24 protein-coding genes are annotated in these 24,598 nt (G+C 54.0%); 15 read left to right on the forward strand and 9 right to left on the reverse strand.

All coding sequences use genetic code 11. The features are described from left to right. Positions 1-15: 15 nt before the first annotated feature. The 9 genes from J8Z22_RS21660 (at position 16) to J8Z22_RS21700 (ending at position 9,205) form a co-directional block, all read left to right on the forward strand. Entirely contained in the window at positions 16-1,560 is a 1,545-nt protein-coding gene (locus J8Z22_RS21660; RefSeq protein ID WP_252008156.1) for an FAD-binding protein, read from the forward strand. A 53-nt stretch (positions 1,561-1,613) separates the two neighbouring features. After that, on the forward strand, positions 1,614-2,309 hold the full coding sequence (locus J8Z22_RS21665; RefSeq protein ID WP_252008158.1) for a Crp/Fnr family transcriptional regulator: 696 nt from the start codon (positions 1,614-1,616) through the stop codon (positions 2,307-2,309). A 14-nt stretch (positions 2,310-2,323) separates the two neighbouring features. Further along, positions 2,324-3,016 carry a Crp/Fnr family transcriptional regulator gene (locus J8Z22_RS21670; RefSeq protein ID WP_252008160.1) on the forward strand — a complete coding sequence of 231 codons (693 nt, stop codon included), beginning with the start codon at positions 2,324-2,326 and terminating at the stop codon, positions 3,014-3,016. 98 nt (positions 3,017-3,114) lie between these two features. Then, the gene (locus J8Z22_RS21675; protein WP_252008162.1) at positions 3,115-3,480 is read left to right on the forward strand and encodes a cytochrome c3 family protein; all 366 of its coding nucleotides are present in this window, start codon (positions 3,115-3,117) and stop codon (positions 3,478-3,480) included. 438 nt (positions 3,481-3,918) lie between these two features. Beyond that, the gene (locus J8Z22_RS21680) at positions 3,919-5,448 is read left to right on the forward strand and encodes an FAD-binding protein (protein ID WP_252008164.1); all 1,530 of its coding nucleotides are present in this window, start codon (positions 3,919-3,921) and stop codon (positions 5,446-5,448) included. A 139-nt stretch (positions 5,449-5,587) separates the two neighbouring features. Then, entirely contained in the window at positions 5,588-6,283 is a 696-nt protein-coding gene (locus J8Z22_RS21685) for a Crp/Fnr family transcriptional regulator (protein WP_252008166.1), read from the forward strand. 1 nt (position 6,284) lies between these two features. After that, positions 6,285-6,983: a hypothetical protein gene (locus J8Z22_RS21690; RefSeq protein ID WP_252008167.1), complete on the forward strand. Its 699-nt coding sequence runs from the start codon at positions 6,285-6,287 to the stop codon at positions 6,981-6,983. A gap of 205 nt (positions 6,984-7,188) precedes the next feature. Beyond that, on the forward strand, positions 7,189-7,869 hold the full coding sequence (locus J8Z22_RS21695) for a response regulator transcription factor (RefSeq protein ID WP_252008169.1): 681 nt from the start codon (positions 7,189-7,191) through the stop codon (positions 7,867-7,869). Then, positions 7,862-9,205, forward strand: coding sequence for an ATP-binding protein (locus tag J8Z22_RS21700; protein ID WP_252008171.1), 1,344 nt, complete (start codon positions 7,862-7,864; stop codon positions 9,203-9,205). The genes J8Z22_RS21695 and J8Z22_RS21700 overlap by 8 nt, the downstream gene beginning before the upstream one ends. Positions 9,206-9,209: 4 nt before the next feature. On the opposite strand, the gene J8Z22_RS21705 is transcribed toward J8Z22_RS21700, so the two are convergent. Genes J8Z22_RS21705 through J8Z22_RS21720 form a run of 4 tightly spaced genes read right to left on the reverse strand, consistent with a single transcriptional unit; the run spans position 9,210 to position 12,468 of the window. Further along, positions 9,210-10,514, reverse strand: a complete 1,305-nt coding sequence (locus J8Z22_RS21705) for an ATP-binding protein (RefSeq protein ID WP_252008173.1) — start codon at positions 10,512-10,514, stop codon at positions 9,210-9,212. After that, positions 10,511-11,215 (reverse strand): response regulator transcription factor, encoded by a 705-nt coding sequence (locus J8Z22_RS21710; protein ID WP_252008175.1) that lies wholly within the window; start codon positions 11,213-11,215, stop codon positions 10,511-10,513. The genes J8Z22_RS21705 and J8Z22_RS21710 overlap by 4 nt, the downstream gene beginning before the upstream one ends. Before the next feature lie 2 nt (positions 11,216-11,217). Continuing rightward, positions 11,218-11,607 carry a DUF3019 domain-containing protein gene (locus tag J8Z22_RS21715; protein ID WP_028111193.1) on the reverse strand — a complete coding sequence of 130 codons (390 nt, stop codon included), beginning with the start codon at positions 11,605-11,607 and terminating at the stop codon, positions 11,218-11,220. 9 nt (positions 11,608-11,616) lie between these two features. Beyond that, the gene (locus J8Z22_RS21720; RefSeq protein WP_028111192.1) at positions 11,617-12,468 is read right to left on the reverse strand and encodes a MipA/OmpV family protein; all 852 of its coding nucleotides are present in this window, start codon (positions 12,466-12,468) and stop codon (positions 11,617-11,619) included. 232 nt (positions 12,469-12,700) lie between these two features. Between J8Z22_RS21720 and ompV the strand changes: the two genes are divergently transcribed. The 3 genes from ompV (at position 12,701) to J8Z22_RS21735 (ending at position 14,939) form a co-directional block, all read left to right on the forward strand. Beyond that, positions 12,701-13,477 carry an outer membrane protein OmpV gene (ompV, locus tag J8Z22_RS21725; protein WP_028111191.1) on the forward strand — a complete coding sequence of 259 codons (777 nt, stop codon included), beginning with the start codon at positions 12,701-12,703 and terminating at the stop codon, positions 13,475-13,477. 22 nt (positions 13,478-13,499) lie between these two features. Next, positions 13,500-13,958, forward strand: a complete 459-nt coding sequence (locus J8Z22_RS21730) for a hypothetical protein (RefSeq protein ID WP_252008177.1) — start codon at positions 13,500-13,502, stop codon at positions 13,956-13,958. A gap of 165 nt (positions 13,959-14,123) precedes the next feature. Further along, positions 14,124-14,939 (forward strand): SDR family NAD(P)-dependent oxidoreductase, encoded by an 816-nt coding sequence (locus tag J8Z22_RS21735; protein ID WP_252008179.1) that lies wholly within the window; start codon positions 14,124-14,126, stop codon positions 14,937-14,939. Between the two features lie 353 nt (positions 14,940-15,292). Here J8Z22_RS21735 and J8Z22_RS21740 read toward each other — a convergent pair whose 3' ends face one another. Next, complete coding sequence (locus J8Z22_RS21740; protein ID WP_252008181.1) at positions 15,293-16,018, reverse strand: HEAT repeat domain-containing protein; 726 nt, start codon at positions 16,016-16,018, stop codon at positions 15,293-15,295. A gap of 168 nt (positions 16,019-16,186) precedes the next feature. Between J8Z22_RS21740 and J8Z22_RS21745 the strand changes: the two genes are divergently transcribed. After that, entirely contained in the window at positions 16,187-17,167 is a 981-nt protein-coding gene (locus J8Z22_RS21745) for a transposase (RefSeq protein ID WP_252008182.1), read from the forward strand. 1,146 nt (positions 17,168-18,313) lie between these two features. Here the strand turns inward: J8Z22_RS21745 and J8Z22_RS21750 are convergent. The 4 genes from J8Z22_RS21750 to J8Z22_RS21765 form a co-directional block, all read right to left on the reverse strand. Continuing rightward, a complete protein-coding gene (locus J8Z22_RS21750) occupies positions 18,314-19,501 on the reverse strand; it encodes an NAD(P)/FAD-dependent oxidoreductase (RefSeq protein WP_252008184.1) in 1,188 nt (395 codons plus the stop codon). Positions 19,502-19,575: 74 nt separating this feature from the next. Continuing rightward, positions 19,576-20,580, reverse strand: a complete 1,005-nt coding sequence (gene gpsA, locus J8Z22_RS21755) for an NAD(P)H-dependent glycerol-3-phosphate dehydrogenase (protein WP_090359828.1) — start codon at positions 20,578-20,580, stop codon at positions 19,576-19,578. 14 nt (positions 20,581-20,594) lie between these two features. Continuing rightward, complete coding sequence (gene secB, locus J8Z22_RS21760) at positions 20,595-21,083, reverse strand: protein-export chaperone SecB (RefSeq protein WP_028111177.1); 489 nt, start codon at positions 21,081-21,083, stop codon at positions 20,595-20,597. Positions 21,084-21,222: 139 nt separating this feature from the next. Further along, positions 21,223-21,657 (reverse strand): rhodanese-like domain-containing protein, encoded by a 435-nt coding sequence (locus tag J8Z22_RS21765; protein WP_028111176.1) that lies wholly within the window; start codon positions 21,655-21,657, stop codon positions 21,223-21,225. A 235-nt stretch (positions 21,658-21,892) separates the two neighbouring features. Here J8Z22_RS21765 and gpmM point away from each other — a divergent pair, with 235 nt between their 5' ends. Further along, positions 21,893-23,428: a 2,3-bisphosphoglycerate-independent phosphoglycerate mutase gene (gene gpmM, locus J8Z22_RS21770; protein WP_252008186.1), complete on the forward strand. Its 1,536-nt coding sequence runs from the start codon at positions 21,893-21,895 to the stop codon at positions 23,426-23,428. Beyond that, the gene (locus J8Z22_RS21775; protein WP_252008187.1) at positions 23,428-24,573 is read left to right on the forward strand and encodes a murein hydrolase activator EnvC; all 1,146 of its coding nucleotides are present in this window, start codon (positions 23,428-23,430) and stop codon (positions 24,571-24,573) included. The genes gpmM and J8Z22_RS21775 overlap by 1 nt, the downstream gene beginning before the upstream one ends. The last annotated feature ends 25 nt before the right edge of the window (positions 24,574-24,598 follow it).

Genomic DNA, 24,598 nt, shown 5'->3' on the forward strand with positions numbered 1-24,598 from the left:
AACAAGGGAAACTCAATGAAACTAAAATCAATCGCCTTAACACTGGCAGCATGCACTTCATTTCACGCCTTTGCCATCACCGAATACAATACCGATCTGGTCATCGTTGGTTCTGGTGTCGCCGGTCTGACCGCCGCCGCTTATGCTGAGGAGAATGGTGTCGATACCATCGTTTTGGAGAAACTGGCGACTCCAGGCGGCCAGCTTTATCTCATCGAAGGCACCTACGCCGTAGAAACACCATTGCAAAAGCGAGAGATGGTCGGCCTGACCAAAGAAAAGTCTTTCCAAGAAACCATGGACTACGCCGGCTGGAAGGCCAATCCCGCTCTGGTTAAAAGAATCATCGATGACTCTGATGGCAACATCAAATGGATGATGGACCGCGGCATCAAGATGGGGGGATTAATCACCGATACGCCCGATGGCAACAGAACCTACCACACCTACCACGATCATAACCCAGGCGCCCAAACTGTTGAGGTGCTGACGAAGATCATCAGCGACAACGGCGGCCAAATCTTCACCGAAACTCCGGGCACCAAGCTGGTGACCAACGGTAAAGGCGAAGTTACTGGCATCTGGGCGGACAGTGCCGACGAAGGAGAAATCAAAATTAATGCCAAAGCGGTGTTGATGGCCACTGGCTCCATCTCTCACAACAAAGAGCTGTTGGTGAAATACAACCCTGAATTGCTCATTGCCGGCGCCGAACCAATGAAGTCCAACGCCCTGAAATCCAATACTGGCGACGGTATTATCATGGGCCAAGCGGTAGGAGCCGATCTGGCCAACCTGGATATGGTCATCAGTGAAGCCCTGGTTCCCACCAACACCGACTACAAAGAGATCTACACCTCCGACGTTATGTTGGATGCCTACATGATGATGAAAGCTCACTCTCTGTGGGTAAACACTCACGGGGATCGGGTGATGGATGAGAGCCTGGCCGGTGACTTTACCGTAGTACTCAATGTACTGAAGAATTTTGGCAATCAGGGCGTCGTCATTATGGACGACGCCAAGCGCAAAGACATGATGCAAGGCAGTGGCTCCGACACCAACTACTTCACGCTGTACGATACCGGCCGCAAGGTAGTGAATTTTGACAAAGTCATCAAAGATGGCCAGAAGCGTGGTTACGCCTTCAAAGCCAATTCCATCCGTGAGTTGGCCAAACAACTGCAGATCGACCCCGCAACTCTGCAAGCCAGCGTCGACCGCTATAACACACTGGCAAAAGAGGGCGCGGATACCGACATGGGCAAAGACGCCCAATACCTGAGCTCCCTGCTAACCCCACCTTTCTATGCCTTGAAAGGAGATACCACCATCTGCGACATGGGGGGTGGTCTCAAAATTAACCACAAATCTCAGGTAATGCACTTGAAAGGCAACGCCATCAAAGGCCTGTATGCAGCCGGAGCTACCGCCGGCGGAATGTACGGCGACAACTACCCCTACATCGATCCTGGTTTCGCCAGTGCCGCCGCTATCGCCACCGGTCGATTTGCGGTTCAGGACGTAGCTGAAAAATTCTTAAATAAGACACTCGACTAACCCACAACAACCGGGGCCAACACCACGGCCCCGTTTTTCAGGAGCTACCCACCATGATGAGCCCTTCCGATCACAAGCATACCGCTCCCTGGATCCCACCAGAGGCACCTTGCCCCCTTCGCTCCCTGTTCTACGAACACGCCACCCTAATTACCGTCAGAAAGGGTGAAAAGGTGATCCACCGGAACCGGTTCCATCAGCACCCCTATCAACATTCATTGATTTTCTTAATACAGGGTCTTCTGGGCAGAAGTAAATCCACCAGCAACATCAACAAACAGCTTATCTCCACTCTACTGCTGCCAAATCGAGTCTATGGCCCTTCGAGCTGTCTTCTCGACACGAATGATGAAGACACCCTTGTGGCCTTACGGAAGTCTCAGATCATGATCCTCTCGCCAAAACGACTGCAGGAGTGCCTGAGCAACAGCCCGGACCCAAAACTGAGAAAGGCCATCAACGACTACTTTCTTAATTGTCTTGAGTCCGAACACCGAGGGATGTTCATTATTGCCACAGAGGAAACTCAGGGACGGCTGGCCAAGCTGTTTAAATCGCTAATCTACGCGACCGATGGCAAAGATCAGGGCGACCGTTATGAAGTCCCCATTCGACTCAGCAACGAAGAGCTTCGCAAGTTGGTCTACACCACAAAGAAAACCATAAATACCATCCTTCCAGGCTGGAAAAGGAAGGGGTTATACTTTCAGAAAGAACAAGCTACCGTCATAAGTAAGTCGATCATCTAAAAGGAGCCATCATTATGTCGAACTACTATGACACCACGCCTTGGGTAATACCGGCCACAGAAAAGTCGATTACCGAATTGTTCCTCTGTTTCGGTGAAAGAGTGAAGGTTAAAAGACGCGAAACCGTCGCCGGTCCGACACTGTGCGGCAACAAACTCAACTCCGATAAGATGCTCTACCTGCACTCTGGACTGCTCGCCCAAACCTATGTCACCCACGATGCCAACAAGCCCTACGCCATCAGCCTGGTCCTTCCCGGCAGGGTAATCAATTATTGCGGCTATATGGGAATAGACACCTGCTCAGAGTCAGTGATTGCTCTCAGGGACTCTGAGGTGTTCATGCTCCCCATCGACGAAGTTAGAAATCGAGTTAAAGAAAGAACCGAGCTTGAAAACGAAATCCAATCTTACTGTATGTCCTGCATTGCATCCGATTATGATGCCTTCACCTGCATGTTCACCTGCGATACCGAGAAGAGACTGGCACATCTATTTAAGTCTTTAGCTCAAAGTTTCAACTGCGATCTAAAAAATGAGTGGATAAACATTCCACTAAAGCTGTCTTATAGTGAATTAAGTTATGTGATGTACACCACAAAAAAGACCATTGAGAGAATTCTTCCCAACTGGAGGGAAAGGGGCATAGTTCGTGACTATAAAAATGGGTTCGAGATCAATTCCTGGGAATTGAATCATCTGCTTTAACACAATTGCAGACATATGTCTGTGGATCAAGTTAGTGACAAATAAAATAATTGGAATCTCATCATAACGTATCTCCAATTATTTTCCGGACACTAACCATGTTTAAGAAAACGGTCTTCTCACTATTATTGCTCTCCACCCTTTCATCCACGGCTTTTATCGCAACTGCTGGCCACTCATTGAAGAGCCCCCACCAGCAAGCAGGACTGGAATGTAGCGACTGCCATAAGAACACGCCTCCAAAACGTAAGGCTTCCCAGAAAGCCTGCCGCAATTGCCACTCAGATATGAAAGACGCAGCCGCATCAATTCTCAGCGAAGGTGCCGATCGCAAAATAGAGATGAATATCCACGATACTCATGTCGGCGATCTCCGCTGTACTGTATGCCACTCCGCCCATCGTGAATCCAAACTGTACTGCAACGAAGCCTGTCACCACAAGTTTGACATCGAGACGCCGTAGGGCCCGCTCTCTTCTTACTTTCTGGCTGTCTGGATTGAGTCATTCACCCTGACCCTAAACTGCACTCCAGGCGGCCTTTTTCGCCCCTTGTCATCAAAAATTTCACCTCAGTATATCAGCCGCTCAACTCCCAAATTGACGGATTGTTTTTTTACCACTATCAACTTTCACCAAACATCAGTGGCGTGAATCACACCTTCCAAAAGATGCCTTTCTCATAGTGAGAGATTTACATGACCCGGCTCAAAAAAAGCCACACGATTTCTGAATGGCCTATTTCCGATTAGGTCAACGATGAGTAGCGCACCTCATATATCTTAAACAAAAACTTCACCCTGACATATGTCAGTTCCAAACCTCACCCTGCGCTATAAAATAATTCCAGATGATCATCAAGAAATAATTTTAGTATTTTATTATTCCAATATTAGGAAGAAAATGATGAAAGCGAACAGCATACTTTTGGCTATGTCACTGTGCATGTCGACCACAGTAATGGCAATGGACGAATATTCCACCGAACTGGTTATTGTCGGCTCAGGTACAGCGGGCCTGACTGCTGCGGCCTATGCAGAAAGCATCGGAATTGACACCATCGTTCTGGAAAAACTGGCGACTCCAGGTGGGCAGCTATACCTGATTGAAGGTACCTATGCTGTAGAAACACCGCTGCAAGCAAAAAACATGGTCGGTAAAACTCGAGCACAGTCTTTTAAAGAAGCCATTGAATATACAGACTGGAAAGCCAACCCACGACTGGTAAAGCGTATTGTTGATACCTCTGCCGACAACCTCAAGTGGCTTGAAGATGCCGGTGTCGCCTTCGGCACCACACTGGTGACTGACACCCCTGACGGCAATCGGGTCAATCACACCTATGCAGACCATAATCCCGGCAAGCAAGCCGTTGATGCGCTGTCTAAGGTCATCTTTGATAATGGTGGTAAAATTCTAACTGAAACCGCAGGTGCTGAACTGATCACCAACAAAAAAGGGGATGTTGTCGGTATCTATGCCGACAGCGAAGATGAGGGACGTATCAAGATCAATGCCGACGCCGTATTAATGGCTACAGGCTCAATCGCTCAAAATAAAAAATTACTGATGAAGTATGCACCTGAATTGATGGTTGATGGTGAGCCCATGAAATCGATCTCCCTTACCTCTAATACTGGAGATGGCGTGATTATGGGTGAAAAGGTAGGTGCCGAGATGGCTGACCTTGGCCTGGTTATCGGTGAGTCTTTTGTACCTCGCAATACTCTATACAAAGAGATGTACTCCTCAAACACCATGCTCGACGCCTACATGATGATGAAAGCACAGTCTCTGTGGGTAAACTTTAAAGGCGAACGTGTATTTGACGAAAGCCTTTCTGGAGACTTCACCAAGGTCCTGAATGCATTCAAAAACCATGGCAACCAAGGCATTGTTATCATGGACGACGCCAAGCGCCAGGATTTGATGGAGGGGGCAGGTTCTGATACCAATTATTTCACCATGTATGATCGAGGAAGGAAGATCGTCAACTTTGACAAGGCAATTAAAAATGGTGAAAAGCGGGGTTACGCTTTCAAAGCAAACTCTATTGAAGAATTAGCAAAGAAAATGGGCATTGATGTCACTACGCTAACCGCCACCGTCAGTCGCTACAATGAACAGGCGCAAAAAGGAGAAGATATCGATTTTGGCAAAAAAGCACATTTCGATCCCCTGCTCACTCCTCCGTATTACGCCTTATGGGGGCATTCTACTATCTGTGACATGTCCGGCGGCCTTAAGATTGATCATAACGCTCAAGTAATCGGCAAGAAAGGACTTCCAATCAAAGGGTTGTATGCAGCAGGCGCCACCGCTGGCGGAATGTATGGAGGCAAATACCCCTATATTAACCCTGGTTTTGCCAGCGCCACAGCCATCGCCACAGGTCGATTCGCAGTGGAACATGTTAAATCCGAACTAAAGTAAGCATTGAGTTGGCCATGGCTCACACCATGGCCGACTGAGACAACCAGTTATGGTCTAATCCAGTCTCAAAGGAGCGGTGCATTTGTGCCAATCAGAGAGCGTAATCCACCATGGCACCTGAGATAATGGGAAAAGATGAATGAACAGATTTTACGACACAAATCCTTGGGTGATTCCAGCCGCTCCAAAACACATCGCGGATTTTTTCATCAACAATGGAGAGAGGCTGTCATTTAAAAAAGGTCAAGTTGTATCCGGCCCAACCGCTCGGCGCAAGTTGCAGGATTACATGATCTACAACCATAGTGGAATTATGGCACAGTGCTATCTAACACATGATGAAAATAAACCGCAAGCAATAAGCCTAACCCTACCAGGACGTGTAATTAACTATCTGGGGTTTATTGGTATCAATATTTCCAAAGAAACCATTATGTGTCTTAGGGACACAGAGGCCTACATTCTTCCCATTACCTTCCTCAAAGAATATGTGTCCAAACACGAGTCCATGCGCGAAGAGATCTACGGCTACATACATAAATGCATCGCCACTGACTATGATGGATTCACCCTAATGTTCACCTGTGACACCAGCATTAGATTGGCTTATTTCTTTCTCGCATTGGCCAATAACTATAACGAACGGTCAAACGATGAAATCCAGTGTATACCTCTCAAGCTTTCCCATGCCGAGTTGAGCTATGTGATGTTCACCAGTGTCAAAACCATTGACAGGATAATGCCAACTTGGAAATCACAAGGGGTTATTGAGACCAGAGCCGACACCACCATAATCAATCGGCATTTGCTGGTTTCAATGATAAGCGAGCAATGATATGCGTACTGGAGCCTCCACTCTGCCACACTCTTCTCCTTGGATTCCGCCAGAAGCTCCCGCTTTCTTAAGAATGGCCTTCTATGAAAAATCCGCTCTAATAACCGTTAAGAAGGGCGACTCCGTCGTCCACCGCAATGCACTGCATCAGCACCCTTATCAAAACTGCTTAATACTGGTTCAGCGCGGACTTTTAGGCCGGCGAAAGTGCACCAATGATATCAACAAGCAACTGTTTACCACGTTGCTATTGCCCAACAGAATTTATGGCTATTCTGGCTTTCTTCGCTACAGTGAAGCGGAAGACACTCTGGTGGCACTTCGAGAATCGCAAATTATGGTTCTCCCCATCACCCACTTGAAACAGAAGCTTGCCAACAACTGCGACTCTCGTCTCAAACAGGAAGTCATCACCTATTTCCTCAGTTGCCTGGAGGCTGAACAAAAAAGTCTGTTTGTCATCGCTACCAACGATACTCAGGACCGACTGTCAAAGCTGTTTAAAGCGCTGATTCATTCTACCCTGGGTAAAGATCATGGCGATAAATACGAGGTCCCAATCAGATTAACCAATGAAGAAGTCCGAAAACTCATTTACACAACAAAAAAGACCATCAATACCATTCTTCCATACTGGAAGAGGGAGGGATTGTACTGTCAGAATGAACACTCCACCCTTATTAGCAAATCAATAATATAGCTTTTAATCAATAGTATACGCTTTATATTCCACATTGTATCAACCGGAAATAGCCTGCCTGTTCAGACATTCATACCTGACAGGATCGCACCCCAGCGTAAATCAACTGCCGCAGATCACTGTAAGGTGATGTAAGAGCACTAGGGTATCGCCGCCCCTATGGGTACACTTGATCTCTGGAAAATTGTCGACTGAGTGAACCAAGGTGGCCAAAGCCAAAATTTTGATCGTCGAGGACGATGCCGAGATCGCCCGACTGACTGCCATGTATCTGCAGGCAGAGCAATATGACACCCGGATTGTAGACCGTGGGGATGATGCCCTGAACGCCATCCGCGAGTTTCAGCCGGATCTGGTGGTACTGGATCTGATGCTTCCAGGCTTAAGTGGCATCGAGGTTTGCCAGCAGGCACGCACCTTCTATCAGAAGCCGATCATGGTGATGACCGCCTGTGACGATGAGTTCAGCGAGATCAGCCTGCTGAAGATGGGCGCCGACGACTACCTGACGAAACCGGTTAAACCCCATGTCATGGCAGCCCGCATCGAAGCGTTGCTGCGCCGGTGGCACCCGGTCAACGTCGACAGCATCAACTGCGGCAAGGTTGTCATTCACCCCCGCCAACAGCGGGTGCAGTTCGATGGCAACCCCATCGACCTCACCGAATCGGAATACCGAATGTTACTGCTGCTGGCCGAGCACACTGGCCAGGTGGTGACCCGCGAAGCCTGCTGCAAGGCACTCAGAGGCATTAACTACGACGGCCACGATCGCTCGGTTGATATGCGCATCAGCGGTCTGCGCAAAAAGCTCAACGACGATCGGGCACCTTACAAGATGATTCTCACCGTTCGTAACCGCGGGTACATGCTGGTTCATGACTAAGCTGATTCCACCGCTGTTCACCCGCCTGTACCTCAGCATGATTCTGGCTCTGGTGGGCAGCATCGTGCTGACCCTGAACTTTGCCTCGCTGGTGTTGGACGACAGCGACACCAAAGACTTCTACGCCGATACCCACGCCGCCTATTCGTTTCTGTACAACAGCTGGCGCCTGCAGCCACTGCCGCCGGCCGAGTTTTTTGACGCCCTGGATTTGTGGAACTTCCCGTTTGAAGTACGCTGGCAGGTGGTGCCGACGCCGCCCTGCACTGAGTGCGACCTGGTGGCTAAGTTTGACCTGGCCGATGTCTACCGCTTTCGCGACAATGACGACCTGCTTGCCAGTTTCAGCATGGAAGGCAGCGAGGGCCGGTTGCTGCTGATCGATCATCTGGGCGCCTCAGGCATGCCCGCCGATCTGGAAGCCGCCTGGGAGGACGATCCCGAAGAGTTCTTCCCCTACCTGTTGTTCCTGATGGCCATTTTGGCCATGGGCGCCGCCCTGTACGTGCCGGCACGGCAGCTACAAACTCAGATCCAGGCCCTCACCGACACCCAACAGCGCTTCGGTCAAGGCCAGCTGGATGCCCGGGCAGAGGTGCCGGACGCGGAACCGGTTCGGCAATTGGCCAACAGCTTTAACACCATGGCGTCCGCCATCAGCACCTCGGTTCATGAAAGCCGCGTGTTTGCCCAGGCGGTCCCACACGAACTGCGCACCCCGCTCAGCCGCATTCAACTGGCCAACGGCTTGCTGCGCAAACAGTGCTCCAACGCCGATCAGATCGCCCTGCTGGACAACATCGATGCCTACGTCGAAGACATGGATCAGCTCACCAACCAGGTGCTGACCCTAGTCAGGCTGCACTCCCTCGACCGCCAGCCAGAACAACAACTTCAGGACCTGTCTCAGCTGCTGGAGCAGCGCCTGGCCTGGTTCAAAAAACTCGACGCCCTGCCGCTGCGCTGCTTTGTGAAACCGTTGCCACAGTACGCCGTTGACGGCAGCTGCTTTCGGCTGCTGTTCGACAACCTGGTCAGCAATGCCCAGCGCTATGGCCACAGTCAGGTTCAGGTCACCGCAGAAGCAATGCCGGACGGCATTCAAATCGCGGTTGAAGAAGACGGTCAGGGCATCAGTGCCGAAGACCATGAGCTGATCTTCCTGCCCTTTTCCCGCCTGGATGCCAGCCGCAATCAGGCCACCGGCGGGTTGGGGTTAGGCCTGGCTATCGCCCAGGCGGCCGCCAATCGAATGGGGGCCAAGATTCAGGTCAGTGACAGCCCCTTGGGCGGAGCCAAATTTACCGTGTTCGTTCCCACCAGCGCTGCGCGCTAACGCCTCATCGGCGGTCGTCCTGAACGCTGGCGATGCACAGCGACATTCGAGCGCCGCCCAACTTGGGCGAGCGACCGATGTGCAGCGTCGCCCCCATCCACTGACCGATACGGTCGACAATCGCCAGTCCCATGCCATGGCCAGCGTTGCCCCGACTGTGCTGGCCACGGACGAAGGGTTTGATCACCTCTTTCGCTTCTTGTTCATCAATGCCCTGGCCATCGTCATCGATGTGAATCCACACACCGCCATCGGTCTGTTCCAACACCACCTCGATGTTTGAACGACCAAAACGTCTGGCATTACTCAGCAAGTTATTGACCTGCATCGACAGGTATTTGGGGTCACTGCGAACCGTCACCGGCGTCGGTGCCGGGTTGAAGGTCACCGAATGCTGCGAGTCCGCCGTGGCATCCAGTCGCTCCTGCAACCAGTCGTTGAGCTCGATGGAGTGCCAGTCCGGCTGAATGTTAGCCTGATCCAGCCGAGCATAACTGAGCAGCGTCGCCACCAACTCCTCCATGGCATCCAGATCCCGGTTCAGTCGTTGGAAATACTTGACCCGCAGCGTGTCGCTGCGGGTCTCCTCCAGCGCCTCGATGCCAAATCTCAACCGGGCGATGGGGGTTTTCAGATCATGAGACACCGCCCGACTCAGCAATTTGTTGTCATCCAGCAGCTGCTGAATGCGATCGGCCATGCGGTTAAACTCGGTCTCGATGGAACGGATGTAGGAGGTGCTGCTGATGTCGATGCGCTGCTCCATCTGCCCCATGCCAAAGGCCTGGGTCACCCGGCTGAGGTTCAACAGCCGCCGAATCAGCGGCGATACCCACACCAACAGAATCAACACCACCCCGCCGTAAAACACCATGGTGTACAGCTCATTCAGACTCAGGGGCGGATCGGCAGGAGTAATCAGGGCGGTCGTGATGTTGAGTACCTGGCCGGTCTCCGGCAACCGGTAGTGCAAAGAGATCCCTTCGTCGGACTCCAGCAGCAGCGGTTCGCCGGCATCAAACTGCTGCCGCAACGGCGCCGGTAACCCAAACTGGTCTTCGGTCACCAACGACAGCTGTTCGGCATTGCGTCGGTTCCAGTTGTCGATAAAGGGGTCGCTACTGGCCTCGTCGTTGTCCAGGCTCAGCGCCAGCGACTCCCCCACCAGCTTCAGTGCCGCGATGCGACTGGCCACCCCCGGCGTGTCATCCTGCTGAGTCTGCAAAGCGGCAAACTCACTGATGGACCAACCCAACCCGGCAATGGACGCCAGCACCACCAGCACCAGCGACACAATCAGCTTTCTCATTGAGCGGGCTCGCTGTCATCCCGGCAAAACAGGTAGCCCTTGCCACGGACGGTTTTCACCCTGTAGGGCTGGCTAGGGCCCTCCTGCAGTTTTTTACGCAGACGGGAGATGCGAATGTCCACCGAGCGATCCAGGCCATCGTACTCGATGCCCCGCAGCTGCGACACCAGTTCGACCCGGCTGACGATGGTGCCAGCCTTCAGCGCCAACTGCCACAGCACGTCGAACTCATTGGCATTGAGGCCGATGGGCTGATGATCGATGGTCACCGACTTGGCGGTGGCATTGAGCACCAGGGCGCCGAACACCAGTTGCTGTTTAACCTCTTCATCACTGGCGCGGCGCAGCAGCGCCTTGATTCGGGCCAGCAGCACCTGGGGGCGAATGGGCTTGGTCAGATAGTCATCGGCACCGACTTCCAATCCCTGAATCTCATCCCCTTCTTCGCTGCAGGCGGTCATAAACAGAATCGGGCCGGAATAAAACGCCCGCGCCTCCTGGCAGACATCGAAGCCATTTTTTACCGGCATCATCACATCCAGCAGCACCAGGTCCGGCAACTCCTCGGCGATCATCTCCAAGGCGTAATCCCCCTGGCTGGCCACGGTCACCCCGTAGCCGTGATCCAGCAAATAGTCGCTGATCCACTCCGCCAGCGAGGCGTCATCTTCTACCACCAGTATCTGTTTGGCGACCGACATACTCAGAATAACCTCCAGCCAGACCGACTCTGTTTCGGAGCCTTATACACCCAGGTTACCACCACTTTCACCTCCGCCAGAGGCCGCGCTTCATCGTCGCGGATCAGGCTGAAGGTGGTGGTCTTCTCACCCTCAAAATTGTACTGATATTGCTGCATGGCGTTGCCGTTCCAGCAGGTCAGTTGTCGACGGTTGCGATTTAGCACCAGGCAATACTGACCGCTGTCCGGAGTCTGCCAGCGGAACTGCACCTCCTGGTAGCACGTCTGCCCTTTGTGCAGGGCAATGCAACGTTCCGGGGTGGCGGTAAAGGCCACCGACTCGTCCAGGCTCCAGGCCGTCAGCGGCAGCCCCAGCAGGACCACACCCACACATTGACTGAGTCTGTTCATGCCGCCCCCCTAAAACACATAGCTGACGGACGCGTTGAAAAACGACACGTGATCCGCCCGGTTAAAGGGGCTGTTGGTCACTTCGTCCGACAGCATATTGAGGCGATACATGGCCCGGAATACGCAGTTTTCGCTCAGCGGGTAGGCCACGCCCAGCTCGACCCCATAGTTAAAAGAGTCGTCCGGCGTGTACTCCGGAAACAGCTCGGTGGCCTCGTTGGCCTTGACCCCAAACAGGTGGCGGTTCAGCTTAGACGAGACATACTCGATGCTGCCGAGCATATGGAAGTTCCAGTTGCGCACCTGCCAGGATTTGCCCAGACGGGCGGTACTGAGCACCCCCTGGTCGTCGTAATAATCGGCCATCAACCGGTACTGAAACACGTAATGATCGCCCCAGTAACGGGTGGCTCGAAAGCCGGCGCCAATGTAGAGCGACTCTTCCGACATCAGGTAGGCATTACGGCCGGCTTCATCCAGTTCAGAAGGGTCAATCCCCTCCGGGCGGGCCCAGGAGCTTTGCAGGTTGGCCACCAACAGATCCAGTGACCAGTTTTCCGAGTTCCAGAAATTGACCCCCAGATTAATGCCATCCTGAGACTGATGGATCATCTCCACAAACAGCCCTTTGTACTGATAGGTGCCGCTGATCAGCAACGATGCCTGCACCGGCTCGTAGTCGGTCTGCCTGACATCCACTTTATTCACCGAGAACACACTGCCGCCCAGCTCAAAATAACCGCCATCGGCGAAGCGATTATCGACACCGGAGGAGACACTGCTGGCAATGTCCGAGGCCGTCGCCATGCCAGGCAGACAGGCCAGCAACCACAGCCAGGGACCGAATTGACGCACCTTCATTGTTTTCACTTTATTCATCATCGCGTTGCGCTACATAGTACCGAAATTTACCGGCAATTCCGTTAGCCACCACCAAACTCCAGTCATTGGCGTAACCGTTGCCTGCCTCTATCCTAATCGCCGCCCGTGCCAAGCCCAACTTCCCCCAGGATACATTCAGATACAGAGTCCCATCCACGAGCGGAATATAGTAGCCCCACAGTCATTCGACAGACGTTAAAGGATCAAAAAGATGAAAAAACTGTGCTTCGTTATCTCCGCCGCCCTGCTGTCCAGCCACGCGTTCGCAGACGCCGGCAACACCTACATTCGTAACGGTAATGTCTACAGCCACCAGGGCCAGTACTTTGCCGGCGCCGGCGTCATCACCGGCAGCAAGTTCTACAAGGGGCAGGATCATCAGACCGGTGCCTACCTCAACGGCGGTTACCACGGTGAAGACTTCAACGCCGACCTGGCCGGCATCAACTACCGTTTTTTCGGCGACAACGACAGCGCAGTCAACTTCAGCGCCTTTTTGGTCGCCAATCCTGGCTTCGATTCGGACGATGCCGACATTCTGTCCGGCATGAAAGATCGCGACATCAGTGGTGACCTGGGCCTGAACGCCGACCTGCACCTGGGTCAGGGCACACTGTCCAGCAAATTCCAACACGACGTCACCGGCGTCTACAAGGGCTACCAGGCCGACCTGACTTACTACCACCCAATGAACCTGGGCTTTGCGGATTTCGTTCCCTACGCCGGAGTGCACTACTTCAGCAAAGACTACGTCAACTACTACACCGGCGTATCCCGCTCAGAAGCCAAGGTGCATCGCCCGGCCTACCAGAGCAGCGGCGCCTTTAGTTACAACGTTGGTTACGCACTGGTGATTCCGGTGACCAAGCACTTGGACATCACCCAGTCCACCGGCTATTCCCGTCTGGGCTCCAACATGGGCGACTCGCCACTGGTAAACAGCAACAACCAGTGGGCCACCAGCCTGGGCGTGAACTACAGCTTCTAATCAACACCACAGGACCTCAACCATGAAATCGATCAGAAATGCGTGCGTGTGTGCGGGACTGGCGCTGATGCTGGCCGCCTGTGCCACCCCTTACGATACCGAGAAGAACTTCTGGTCCTTCGGCGAAGGATTTGAAACCGTGCAGATTGCGCCGGACGGCTGGCAGATCAGCTTTGTTGGCAACACCAACACCGACCGGGCCCTGGCCAGGAAGTACGTAATGCGCAAATCGGCAGAGCTGTGCCAACAAGCGGGCTACCCCTACTTCACCTTTACCAGTGAACAGACGGACCGCGATTCCGTCGGCCAGTTTGGCGTCGGCGTCGATGGCAACCACGATCTGCTGTGGGGCAGTTCCGCCATCAACAAAGAGACCTCGGTCGTGGTTGAGGTAACCGGTTTCACCAGCAAGCCAGAGGCGTCGGCCTCGCGGGTGTACGATACCGACTACATCCTTGCCCACGTCAAGGTCACTGACTGACACCGCAAAGCCGCCTTCGGGCGGCTTTTTGCGTTATCGGCATCGCCGCAGGGCCAAAGCATTATCAAACCAACCGGGAGACTGTTTCAATCTGAGGCCGGTTTTCAAACCCCATCGACCATTGCTACGCTTTTGTTCACATCCCATCCGTTGAAGCGCACAGCCATGACCAAGACCATTCTCATTACCGGCTCCACCGACGGCATTGGCCTGGAGACCGCCAAGCAACTGCTCCAAATGGGGCATCGAGTCATACTCCATGGCCGCAGCTTGCAAAAACTGCAGCGGGTTCAGAAGCAACTGGCACCACTGTGTGGCGGAAACGCGGTCGAAGGCATGATTGCAGATCTGTCCTCCCTGGCGGACGTGGACGCCTTTGCCACTCGGCTGGTTCAGCAATTGGATCACCTGGATGTGCTGATTAACAATGCCGGTGTGTACGACGTTCCCACCCGGCTCACTGCGGACGGCTTCGACATCCGGTTTGCGGTGAATACCTTAGCACCCTATCGGCTGACCCAGCGGCTGCGCCCCTTGCTGGGTAATACCGGCCGGGTGGTGAACCTGTCGTCGGCCGCTCAGGCACCGGTGGACCTGAGCGCCCTGACCCAAGGCACACCGCTGTCTGCCAGCGCCGCCTACGCGCAAAGCAAACTGGCGCTCACCATGTGGAGCCGTCAACTGGGCCAGGCTCTGCAACATCAAGGGCCGATGGTGGTCGCCGTCAATCCGGCGTCGATGCTGGGCAGTAAAATGGTGAAGGACGCCTTCGGCGTTGACGGTGGCGACCTGAGCATCGGTGCCGACATCCTGTGCCGGGCCGCCCTGGCCGATGAGTTCGCCGCGGCCGGTGGCCGCTATTTTGACAACGACATTGGCCGTTTTGCCGATCCCCATGCCGATGCCTTGAACCCGCAAAAGTGCGCCGAGTTGGTTGAAGCCATCGAGCAGGTTCTGGCCAGCGGCAACAGCGCCCACTGAATGCCGGGTGGCCGACTCGATAGCTCTGTGGGCTTCCTGCGCCTCAACCACCTGAGCTTCGGCCTCAAATGAACATCAATCACGCTCAATTACGCTGATTCCATCTCAATAACTCTCTTTAGGTGACAGGCGTAGCCGCCAAGACCTATCCGTTTGGTCACAATCTCATATTTTTAAAACACTCCCACCGGCCAGCCTAAGAGAGACCACAAATGCTTAGTGAACGAACTTTAATTGGGCGTCTACTTTATTCTTATAACGAAGGTTTTATTTACACGATGATGGTGGGGGGAGAATTGCTAGTAATGATGAGAAGAGAGAGCCCGAATCCCGCAGGGATCCGGGAGCCGTGATTAAAATCTGTCTTTGGAGTCTTTGTTGTTTGTGCAGCCACCTTCGGATAACCTAATTGTGCCATCATAATACTCGTTAATTTCAGCTATATATTTCTTCAAACCTTCCCTTTTCACTTGTTTAACAGCAGATTTCAATGCACTGTAGGCACCCTTGTCATGAAGCAAATCCAGTGAGCTTGCAGCATGCTCTGCAAACCCATTTCGTTCCTCTAACACAATACCCAATAGAGCCTCAACATCTTGACCATTACCAACAGCACCTAATGCCCTTATCGCCGAAAGCTGTATGCTTGGGTTAGGGTTATATAAGTTACTCCGTACATAATCACCAATTACAATCGCGTCGAAATCAATAGCGCAAATCTTATTGGCTTGCCCGATAAGTCTGGCAACCTCTAATCTAATTTTGGGGTGATTCAATACATAAGGGTCTATTTTTTTTGTAAAACTCTCATCCATGTCCCATAGCTTAATTAGAAAGGTTGAATAATATTTCGCCGACTCCATACTCCAATTGTTATTAAGTGCATTAATAACAGAACTCAATTTTCTGGAAAAGGCTGACGCTGGTGAGTCGGCAAAGCTCTTATTCACCATTGACTCATATGTCGCTGACGCATCAACTAACGAATTGACAACTTCATCATACTGCTTAGGTGGTACAGAAGCAGAAGAAGAGCAGCTAACCATACAAAGCAATAAAATTGATTTCAAAATATTCATATTATGATCCTGCTATCTGGTTGGAATCTGTACAGGAAGTGGGAACTTCATTGTGCCAACCTTCTGTCCAGTTTTTCCCTTGATCAGCAATTAATCAGACACCCAACACAGATAAGTGCTTCTAGCCATAAGCTATACTGCGGTTTTATCAGTTTCAAGGATGAGACTATGCCCACGGCCAGAAGCCAGCAGGTATCATTGCAAGATACCCCGTTCTATCACTGCGTCAGTCGTTGTGTTCGCCGCAGTTTCCTTTGTGGCATCGATACCTACACCGGCATCAGTTACGAACACCGCCGCGACTGGGTCGAAAAACGGTTACTCGAATTAAGTCAGGCGTTTGCCATCGAAGTCTGTGCCTATGCGGTGATGAGTAATCATACTCATGTGGTATTGCATGTTGATGCCCAACAGGCCAACGACTGGAGCACCCTGGAGGTACTCAACCGCTGGCACCGAGTGTTTGCCGGGACTGAAGTTACTCGCCGTTATTGTGACGACGAGCAGCGTGACAATCTAGCCAGCGTTGAACGCCACCAGGTGGAACGCAAAGCAGCGCTCTACCGCACTCGCCTGGCCGATTTAAGCTGGTTTATGCGCTCTCTGAACGAGTACATAGCTCGCGAAGCCAACAAAGAGGATGAGTGCACCGGGCGGTTCTGGGAGGGTCGTTTCAAATCTCAGGCGTTGCTCGATGAGCAGGCACTGCTGGCGTGTATGGCTTACGTTGACCTCAACCCTATTCGGGCAGGTATTGCCAAGACCCCGGAGCAATCGGACTTTACCAGCATTCAAATGCGCATCCGCGCAGCCCTTCGAGGCAAACAGCCAGAGCCGCTAAAACCGTTTGATGCCAACAATTTGGGCTTGCATGCATTACCCTGTCATCTCAATGATTATCTGGAATTGGTGGAGTTTACCGGTCGCGCCATCAGAGGCGATAAAACCGGGGCCATCCCAACCACCTGCGGCACATTACTGCAACGGCTCGATATTAATTTAGACAGCTGGATGGAGCTCACCGAGGGCTTTGAGTACCAGTTCTGCCACTTGGCAGGGCGACTGCACAGCCTGCAGCACTGCCGGCAAACCGATGGCATGCACCGAATTCGAGGCTCAGGAAACGCTAAGCGCTTGCTTGGTGCTTAATCGGTACGCTTCTTACCTCTTAAATTTAAAACTCTTTCCCTCCAAGAGTCGCTCTGCTGTCCGTTATTCAGTGGGTTGTCTTACAGAACGCGCCAAAACCGATCAGGTTGGTCACAATCTCAGCTTTTTAAACCACTCCCATCGACCAGCCCAAGAGGGACCACAAATGCTTAGTGAACGATTTTTAATTGGGTGTCTACTTTGCTTCTCTACTTTGCTTCCCACTAGTAGCGGCGCTGGCGAGCGCCGACCACTCTGCTGCTAAAAGCTGGACACCTCTACTGGTACTGGACACCCCTAGATTGAGAATAATTGAGTTTCCGCAAACCAAAATGAAGTTTCAGTTACCTTTGTCGCACCTTGTAAAGATATAAGTAACCATCCTCAACTCTAACAAGAGTACCTGGCTTGCTTAGCTCATCAATTATTGACTGACTAACATTCTCAGACAATTTAAACCTCGTGAAAGAGTTTGCCTCACATTTATTCAGCAACTTATTTAGATCATTTCTTGCCTTTAAATAGGGTTCTGGCTCACCCTCTAAGAGAAGAATATTCTCTATCTGGGGCGCATGCTCAACTTTAACCGCCAAAGGCAGAATTCTAGCCACGGAGTTTTGTTTTGCAAACATCTCCAGGGCAGGTTTGCAATTCGAAGTAATTATAACTGCCGACTGAATCACTTCCGCTCGAACTCCTTGGCAAAAGAGCATGGTTATGGCTACAGTGAAAATAGTTTTAGAGCTCATGTCATCCTCAACACATATCGAGTTAATCAGACACCCAACACAGATAAGTGCTTCTAGCCATAAGCTATACTGCGGTTTTATCAGTTTCAAGGGTGAGACTGTGCCCACGGTCAGGAACTAGGAGTCAGAAAAAATTTGAGCGGAATAACTGGACCACGCCTCGTAAACTGAGTTAGCCTGAACGTGCCAAAGAGATAATATATATGTTTTTCAATACCATGAGGCCAGAGAGAAACAACTGCCACGCTGTTTGATGCCGCAAAAAAGACGGCTGCAAGGGAGCCTTCTCAACCTACAGGGAAAAAACAAAACCGCTCCCTAGCACTTAAGCTTCCAGCCTACCCCAGGAGCAAGCCGACACTGCGTTACAGAGGCTGCGGCCTGTCTTTTCAAACATTCAGACGTTCTGCCCCGCCACGTAACCGGAGCTCCAGGCCCACTGGAAGTTAAAGCCACCGAGCCAACCGGTGACGTCCATCACCTCGCCGACAAAGAACAGTCCGGGCACCGTCTTGCACTCCATGGTCTTGGAGCTGAGCTGGTCGGTATCCACCCCGCCCAGGGTGACCTCGGCGGTGCGGTAGCCTTCGTCTCCCCCCGGCTTAAGTTGCCAGCGATTCAGTTGCGCCGGAATCGCCTCCAGTGTCGCCTTGTTGAGCTGTCCCAGCGGCAGGTTTTGCCAGCCATGGTAGGCGATCAGAGTCTCAGCCAGCCGGGCGGGAAAATGCTCCGACAGCCAGGTTTGCAGGTGTCGTTTCGGGTGAGCCTGACGGGCCTGGGCCAGTGCCTCGGCCACGTCCACTGACGGCAGCAGATCGACGCTGACCGCTTCCCCCGGCTGGCGATAGTTGGAGGCCTGCAGTACCGACGGGCCAGACACACCGCGGTGGGTGATCAGCAGCTGTTCGGTAAATGCCGGCCCGCGCTGGGCCGCCACCGTGGTGGTCAGGCTGATGCCCGACAGCGGTTCAAAGTGCTGCTTGTCCTGGGGCTGCAGGGTGAAGGGCACCAGTCCGGCCCGGGTTGGCAGTACCGTCAGGCCAAACTGCTCCGCCAGTCGGTAGCCGTAGGCACTGGCTCCCAATTTGGGCATCGACAGACCGCCGGTGGCCACCACCAGAGACTGGCACTGAATCCGGCCGATGCTGGTGGCAACCGCAAACCCCTGCTCCAGCTTGCTGACCGACTCCACCTCGGTGCGCAGCCGCAGCTGCACGCCGCCGTTGTCGCACTCCGCCAGCAGCATCTTGACGATCTCCTTAGCGCTGTCGTCGCAGAACAGCTGGCCGTGATCCCGTTCGTGATAGGCGATGCCGTGGCGCATCACCATGTCGATAAAATCCCACTGAGTGTACTGGGCCAGTGCCGACTTAACGAAATGACGGTTGCCGCACAGATAGTTGGCGGGCTCCAGGTACAGGTTGGTGAAGTTACACCGCCCACCGCCACTGATGAGGATCTTCTTGCCTGCCTGCTTGGCGTGGTCGATCACCATCACCCGGCGGCCGCGGGCAGCGGCGGTGGCGGCACACATCAGGCCGGCGGCGCCGGCACCAATCACCAGTACGTCTGTCTGTACACTCATCTCGTTTCACTCAGTCAAAAAACAAAAAGGGATGCGCCTGGCATCCCTTTATTCTGGTCATAGCGGGGGCTATTTTACTCGGACTTGGGGTCCCGAGACAGCAATTGTTTCGCCACCTCACGCACCGGCTTATCCTGGTACAACACCTGGTACAGCTGCTCGGTAATGGGCATCTCTACACCCACCCGCTGAGCCAGCATGAACACCTCTTTGGTGTTGCGATAGCCTTCCACCACCTGGCCAATTTCGGCCATGGCGGTATCGACGTCTTTACCCTGGCCCAGGGCCAGACCAAAACGGCGGTTCCGGGACTGGTTGTCGGTGCAGGTCAGCACCAGATCCCCCAGGCCGGCCATGCCCATAAAGGTGTCTTTCTCGGCGCCCAGGGCACAGCCCAGACGACACAGTTCCACCAGGCCCCGAGTGATCAGGGCGGTACGGGCATTGGCACCGAAGCCGATGCCGTCGGACATGCCGGCGCCGATGGCGATGACGTTTTTCACCGCCCCGCCCAGCTGCATGCCGATGAAATCGGAGTTACGGTATACCCGCAACCAGGTGCCGCAGTGCATCAGGCTGGCCATGTCCTCGGCGAACTCGTCGTCGGTGGACGCCAGGGAGATGGCCGTGGGCAGGCCCGCCGCCATCTCTTTAGCAAAGGTGGGGCCAGACATCACCGCCAGCGGAATGCCGTCGCCGAGAATCTCCCGGGCCACATCCTGCAGCAGGCGGCCGCTTTCCGGCTCCAACCCTTTGGTTGCCCACACGACCCGGGCATCATCACGCAACAGCGGCTGGGCTTGCTTAAGCACCACACCAAAGACGTGACTCGGCACCACCACCAGCACATTGCGGCTGGCAGCCAGAGCCTTTTCCAGGTCGGCTTCGACAATCAGCTCATCAGGAAAATCGACGCCGGGGAGAAACTCCTCGTTGCGACGATCCGCCTGCAGCTGGGCCATGTGATCCGGCAAATGTCCCCAGATGATGGTGCGATGACCATTACGCGCCAGGGAAATAGCGAGGGCGGTGCCGTACGACCCCGCCCCCAATACCGTTACTGCGGCTGGTTCAGTCAACTGACAGCTCCCGCTTACGCTTCGGCTTGTTCGCCAGCAGCTTCCTGTTGACGCTTCTGCATGTACTGAGCAAACAGGGCATCAAAGTTCACTGGGGCCAGGTTCAGTGGAGGGAAAGTACCACGGTTAACCTGGCTGGCTACGGCTTCACGAGCGTATGGGAACAGGATGTTCGGGCAGCCGGCACCCAAAGCGTGGGCCAACTGTGGCTCAGGCAGGTTGGCGATGGAGAAGATACCCGCTTGCTGCACTTCACACAGGAAGGCCACTTCGTCTTCAACCTTGGTGGTTACGGTGATGTTCAGAACCACTTCGTAAACGTCATCGGCCAGCTTGTTGCTGCGGGTGTCCAGGTCCAGCTTAACTTCAGGCTTCCACTCTTTCTGGAAGATGGCTGGCGAGTTTGGAGTCTCGAAAGAGATGTCTTTGGTGTAAACGCGCTGAATCTGGAACTGAGGTGCCGCTTGCTCGTTGGTCGCTGCGTTGTTAGCTGCTTCTGCCATGTGTCTAATCCTAAAATTGTTGTAATCGTTCTGGGCGTCCCGTCATGGTCGGCTGCACTCCTGGCGGTCGCGCCGTGCATGCCTGTGACAGGGTCCATTCGCCGTAATTAATAGTGATCGCGCGACCTGAATCCTGGGTTTAGCGCTTTTTGCGCACTACCAGCAAGTTGGCAGACTTCCAATCGGTCATGCCGCCCTGCAGGCTGAAAACCTGTCCAAAGCCCGCGGATACCAACATTTGCGCCGCCTGAACGGAGCTAACGCCAGCGTTACACACAACTATAATGGGTGCGTCCTTGTGCTTTTCAAGGGTTGAGAGCTGATTATTTTTAATTTCTGCCAGTGGCAGATGGATGGCGTTGGCGATGTGGCCCTTGCGGAACTCATCTTCACCGCGCACGTCTACCACCACAGCATCCTCTTTGTTGATCATACGTACCGCTTCCTGAGCGGCGACGTTTTTCACCTTAGAGAAGCTGGATTTGGCCATGGTAAACACCCAGGCGCCCAGCAAACCAACCCAGGCTGCACTCAGCATTGGATGGCGGCTTAGAAAATCGATGTATTCCTGCATGTCGTTGCCTAATTTGGTTATCTTCGGAGGGCTGAAAATCGCCAGTATAACCCGATTACCCCGCTTGTGAAGTGCTGACACCACAAAGGGCACTGCCCGAGATCACGACGGCGACCAAAAACCGCAGCTGTAATAAAATTACAGGATTGTGCGTTGGAAGTGGTGACGACCGCTGGTTACGTTGTACACTGATGGCAGTATTTTTAAATTGCCTACGCGGCAAAAAGGACCGTAGATGACCAAGCGTACTACTCCCCTTGCCCTGCTGATCCTAGACGGCTGGGGCCACCGTCAAGACGCTGATGACAACGCCATCAGCAAGGCGAACACGCCAAACATTGACCGCCTGTTCAATGACTATCCCTCCACGTTGATCTCCGGCTCCGGCATTGACGTCGGCCTGCCCGATGGCCAGATGGGTAACTCCGAAGTGGGTCACATCAACCTCGGTGCCGGTCGCATCGTCTACCAGGATCTGACCCGCATCGGTAAGTCCATCGACGACGGCGAATTCGAGCACAACCCGGTGCTGTGTCAGGCCGTCGACAAGGCACTGGCCAACGACGGCGCCGTCCACATCATGGGGCTGCTGTCTCCCGGTGGTGTCCACAGCCACGAAGACCACCTGGAAGCCGCCGTTCGCATGGCCGCCGGCCGCGGTGCGAAAAAAGTGTATCTGCATGCCTTCCTCGACGGTCGCGACACGCCGCCGCGCAGCGCCCACGATTCCCTGGCCCGCTTCGATGCCCTGTTTACCGAACTGGGCTGTGGCGCCATCGGCTCGATCATCGGTCGCTACTACGCCATGGATCGCGACCAGCGCTGGGAGCGAGTACAGAGCGCCTACGACCTGCTGACTCAGGCTAAGGCCGAGTACCAGTTTGAGTCCGCCACCGACGCCCTGCAGGCCGCTTACGATCGCGATGAAAACGATGAGTTTGTCGCCGCCAGCAGCATCAACGCCGACGCCACCTTTAACGATGGCGATGCGGTGGTGTTCATGAACTTCCGCGCCGACCGCGCCCGTCAACTGACCCGCACCTTCACCGACGCCGACTTCGACGGTTTTGAGCGCAGCAAGCAGCCAAAGCTGGCCGAGTTTGTGATGCTGACCGAATACGCCGCCGACATCGATACCGCCTGCGCCTTCCCGCCGGCATCGCTGAAAAACACCTTCGGCGAACTGATGGCCAACCACGGCAAGCGTCAATTGCGAATCTCAGAGACCGAGAAATACGCCCACGTCACCTTCTTCTTTAACGGCGGCATCGAGCAACCGTTTGAAGGCGAAGAGCGGATTCTGATCAAATCCCCCAACGTCGCCACCTACGACCTGCAGCCAGAGATGAGCAGCGCCGAGTTGACCGACAAGCTGGTTAACGCCATTGAAAACGGCGAATTCGATGCCATCATCTGCAACTACCCCAATGGCGACATGGTTGGCCACACCGGTGACTTCGACGCTGCCGTCAAGGCTTGCGAAGCCGTCGACGCCAGCATTACCCGAGTGGTAGCAGCCCTGCAGAAGGTGGGCGGCGAGTGTCTGATCACCGCCGACCACGGCAACGCCGAACAGATGCAGAACGCCGCCACCGGCCAGGCCCATACCGCCCACACCAGTGAGCCGGTGCCGTTCATCTACGTGGGCCGCGACGCCGACGCCCGTGAAGGTGGCCGCCTGTCGGATGTGGCGCCGACCATGCTGCACCTGATGGGAATGGAGATTCCCGAAGAGATGTCCGGCACGCCGATCATGACCCTGAAAAACTGATGATGAGTGGCCGCACCCGTTTGTGGCCCGCCATTGTAATGGCGGGCCTGCTCAGTGTTTCCGCTGGCGCCAGCCAGGAGGAGATCGATCAACAACAGCAGCAATTGCAGCAACTGCAAAAACAGATCAAGTCCAGCCAATCGGCGCTGATCAAGAGCAAGGCCGGCCGCGATAAGGCCAGCCGGGCCCTGCGTGAGGATGAACTGGCGATCAACAAACAGGCGGCGGCCATTAATGCCAACCAGGGCAAATTGACCCAACTGAACCGACAACTGACGGTCCTTAGTGGCGAACAACGCCAACTGGAGACCCAATATTCCCAACAGCAGCAACAACTGGCCGATCAAATCAAAGCCTCCTGGATCGCCGGGCAAGGCGAAGTCGGGCAACTGCTGCTGAATCAGAACAGCGCCGATAAACAGCGGCTGCTGACCTACTATCACTACCTGAACCAGGCCCGGGTCGAAGCGATGGAAGCCATCGCCAGCACCAAGCAGGCGCTGGAAGACAACCACAGCCAGCAACTGGCTCGTAAACAGCAACTGGAGCAGACTCAGCAACGGCTGGACGACCAGCAGCAACAGCTGAAGAAACAGCAGCAGCGGCGCAAACAGACCCTGGCCAAACTCGACCAGCAACTGAAGAAAGAGAGCAGCCGACTGAACCGGCTCGAAGTGGACAGCGAAGTGCTGGCCCAGGCCATCGAACAAGCCCTGGCGGCTCTGGCGGCCCAACCGGTGTCCCTGGACGGCCTCAGCAAGCTAAAACGCAAACTGCCCTGGCCCATCAGCGGTCGAGTCAAGCAGGGCTTTGGCAACCACCGTCAGGGGCAGCTGCGCTGGAACGGCATGCTCATCGATGCCAAAGAGGGCCGCAACGTCGAAGCGGTGGCGCCCGGTCAGGTGGTGTTTGCCGACTGGCTGCGTGGCTATGGCCTGGTGGTGGTACTGGATCACGGCGACGACTACCTGAGCCTGTACGGCCACGCCCAGAGCCTGCTCAAAGAGGTGGGTGAACGGGTCGAAGGTGGTGAAGTGATCGCCCTGAGCGGAAGATCAGGCGGGCAACTCGATAGCGGACTATACTTTGAAATTCGCCATCGGGGACTTGCAGTTGATCCGGCGCCTTACCTGAAAAGACGCTAAATCCTCCCCAAAATCAGTGACCAGA

It is taken from the genome of Ferrimonas sp. SCSIO 43195, from assembly GCF_023716685.1.
In the GTDB taxonomy this organism is placed as follows: Bacteria; Pseudomonadota; Gammaproteobacteria; order Enterobacterales; family Shewanellaceae; genus Ferrimonas; species Ferrimonas kyonanensis.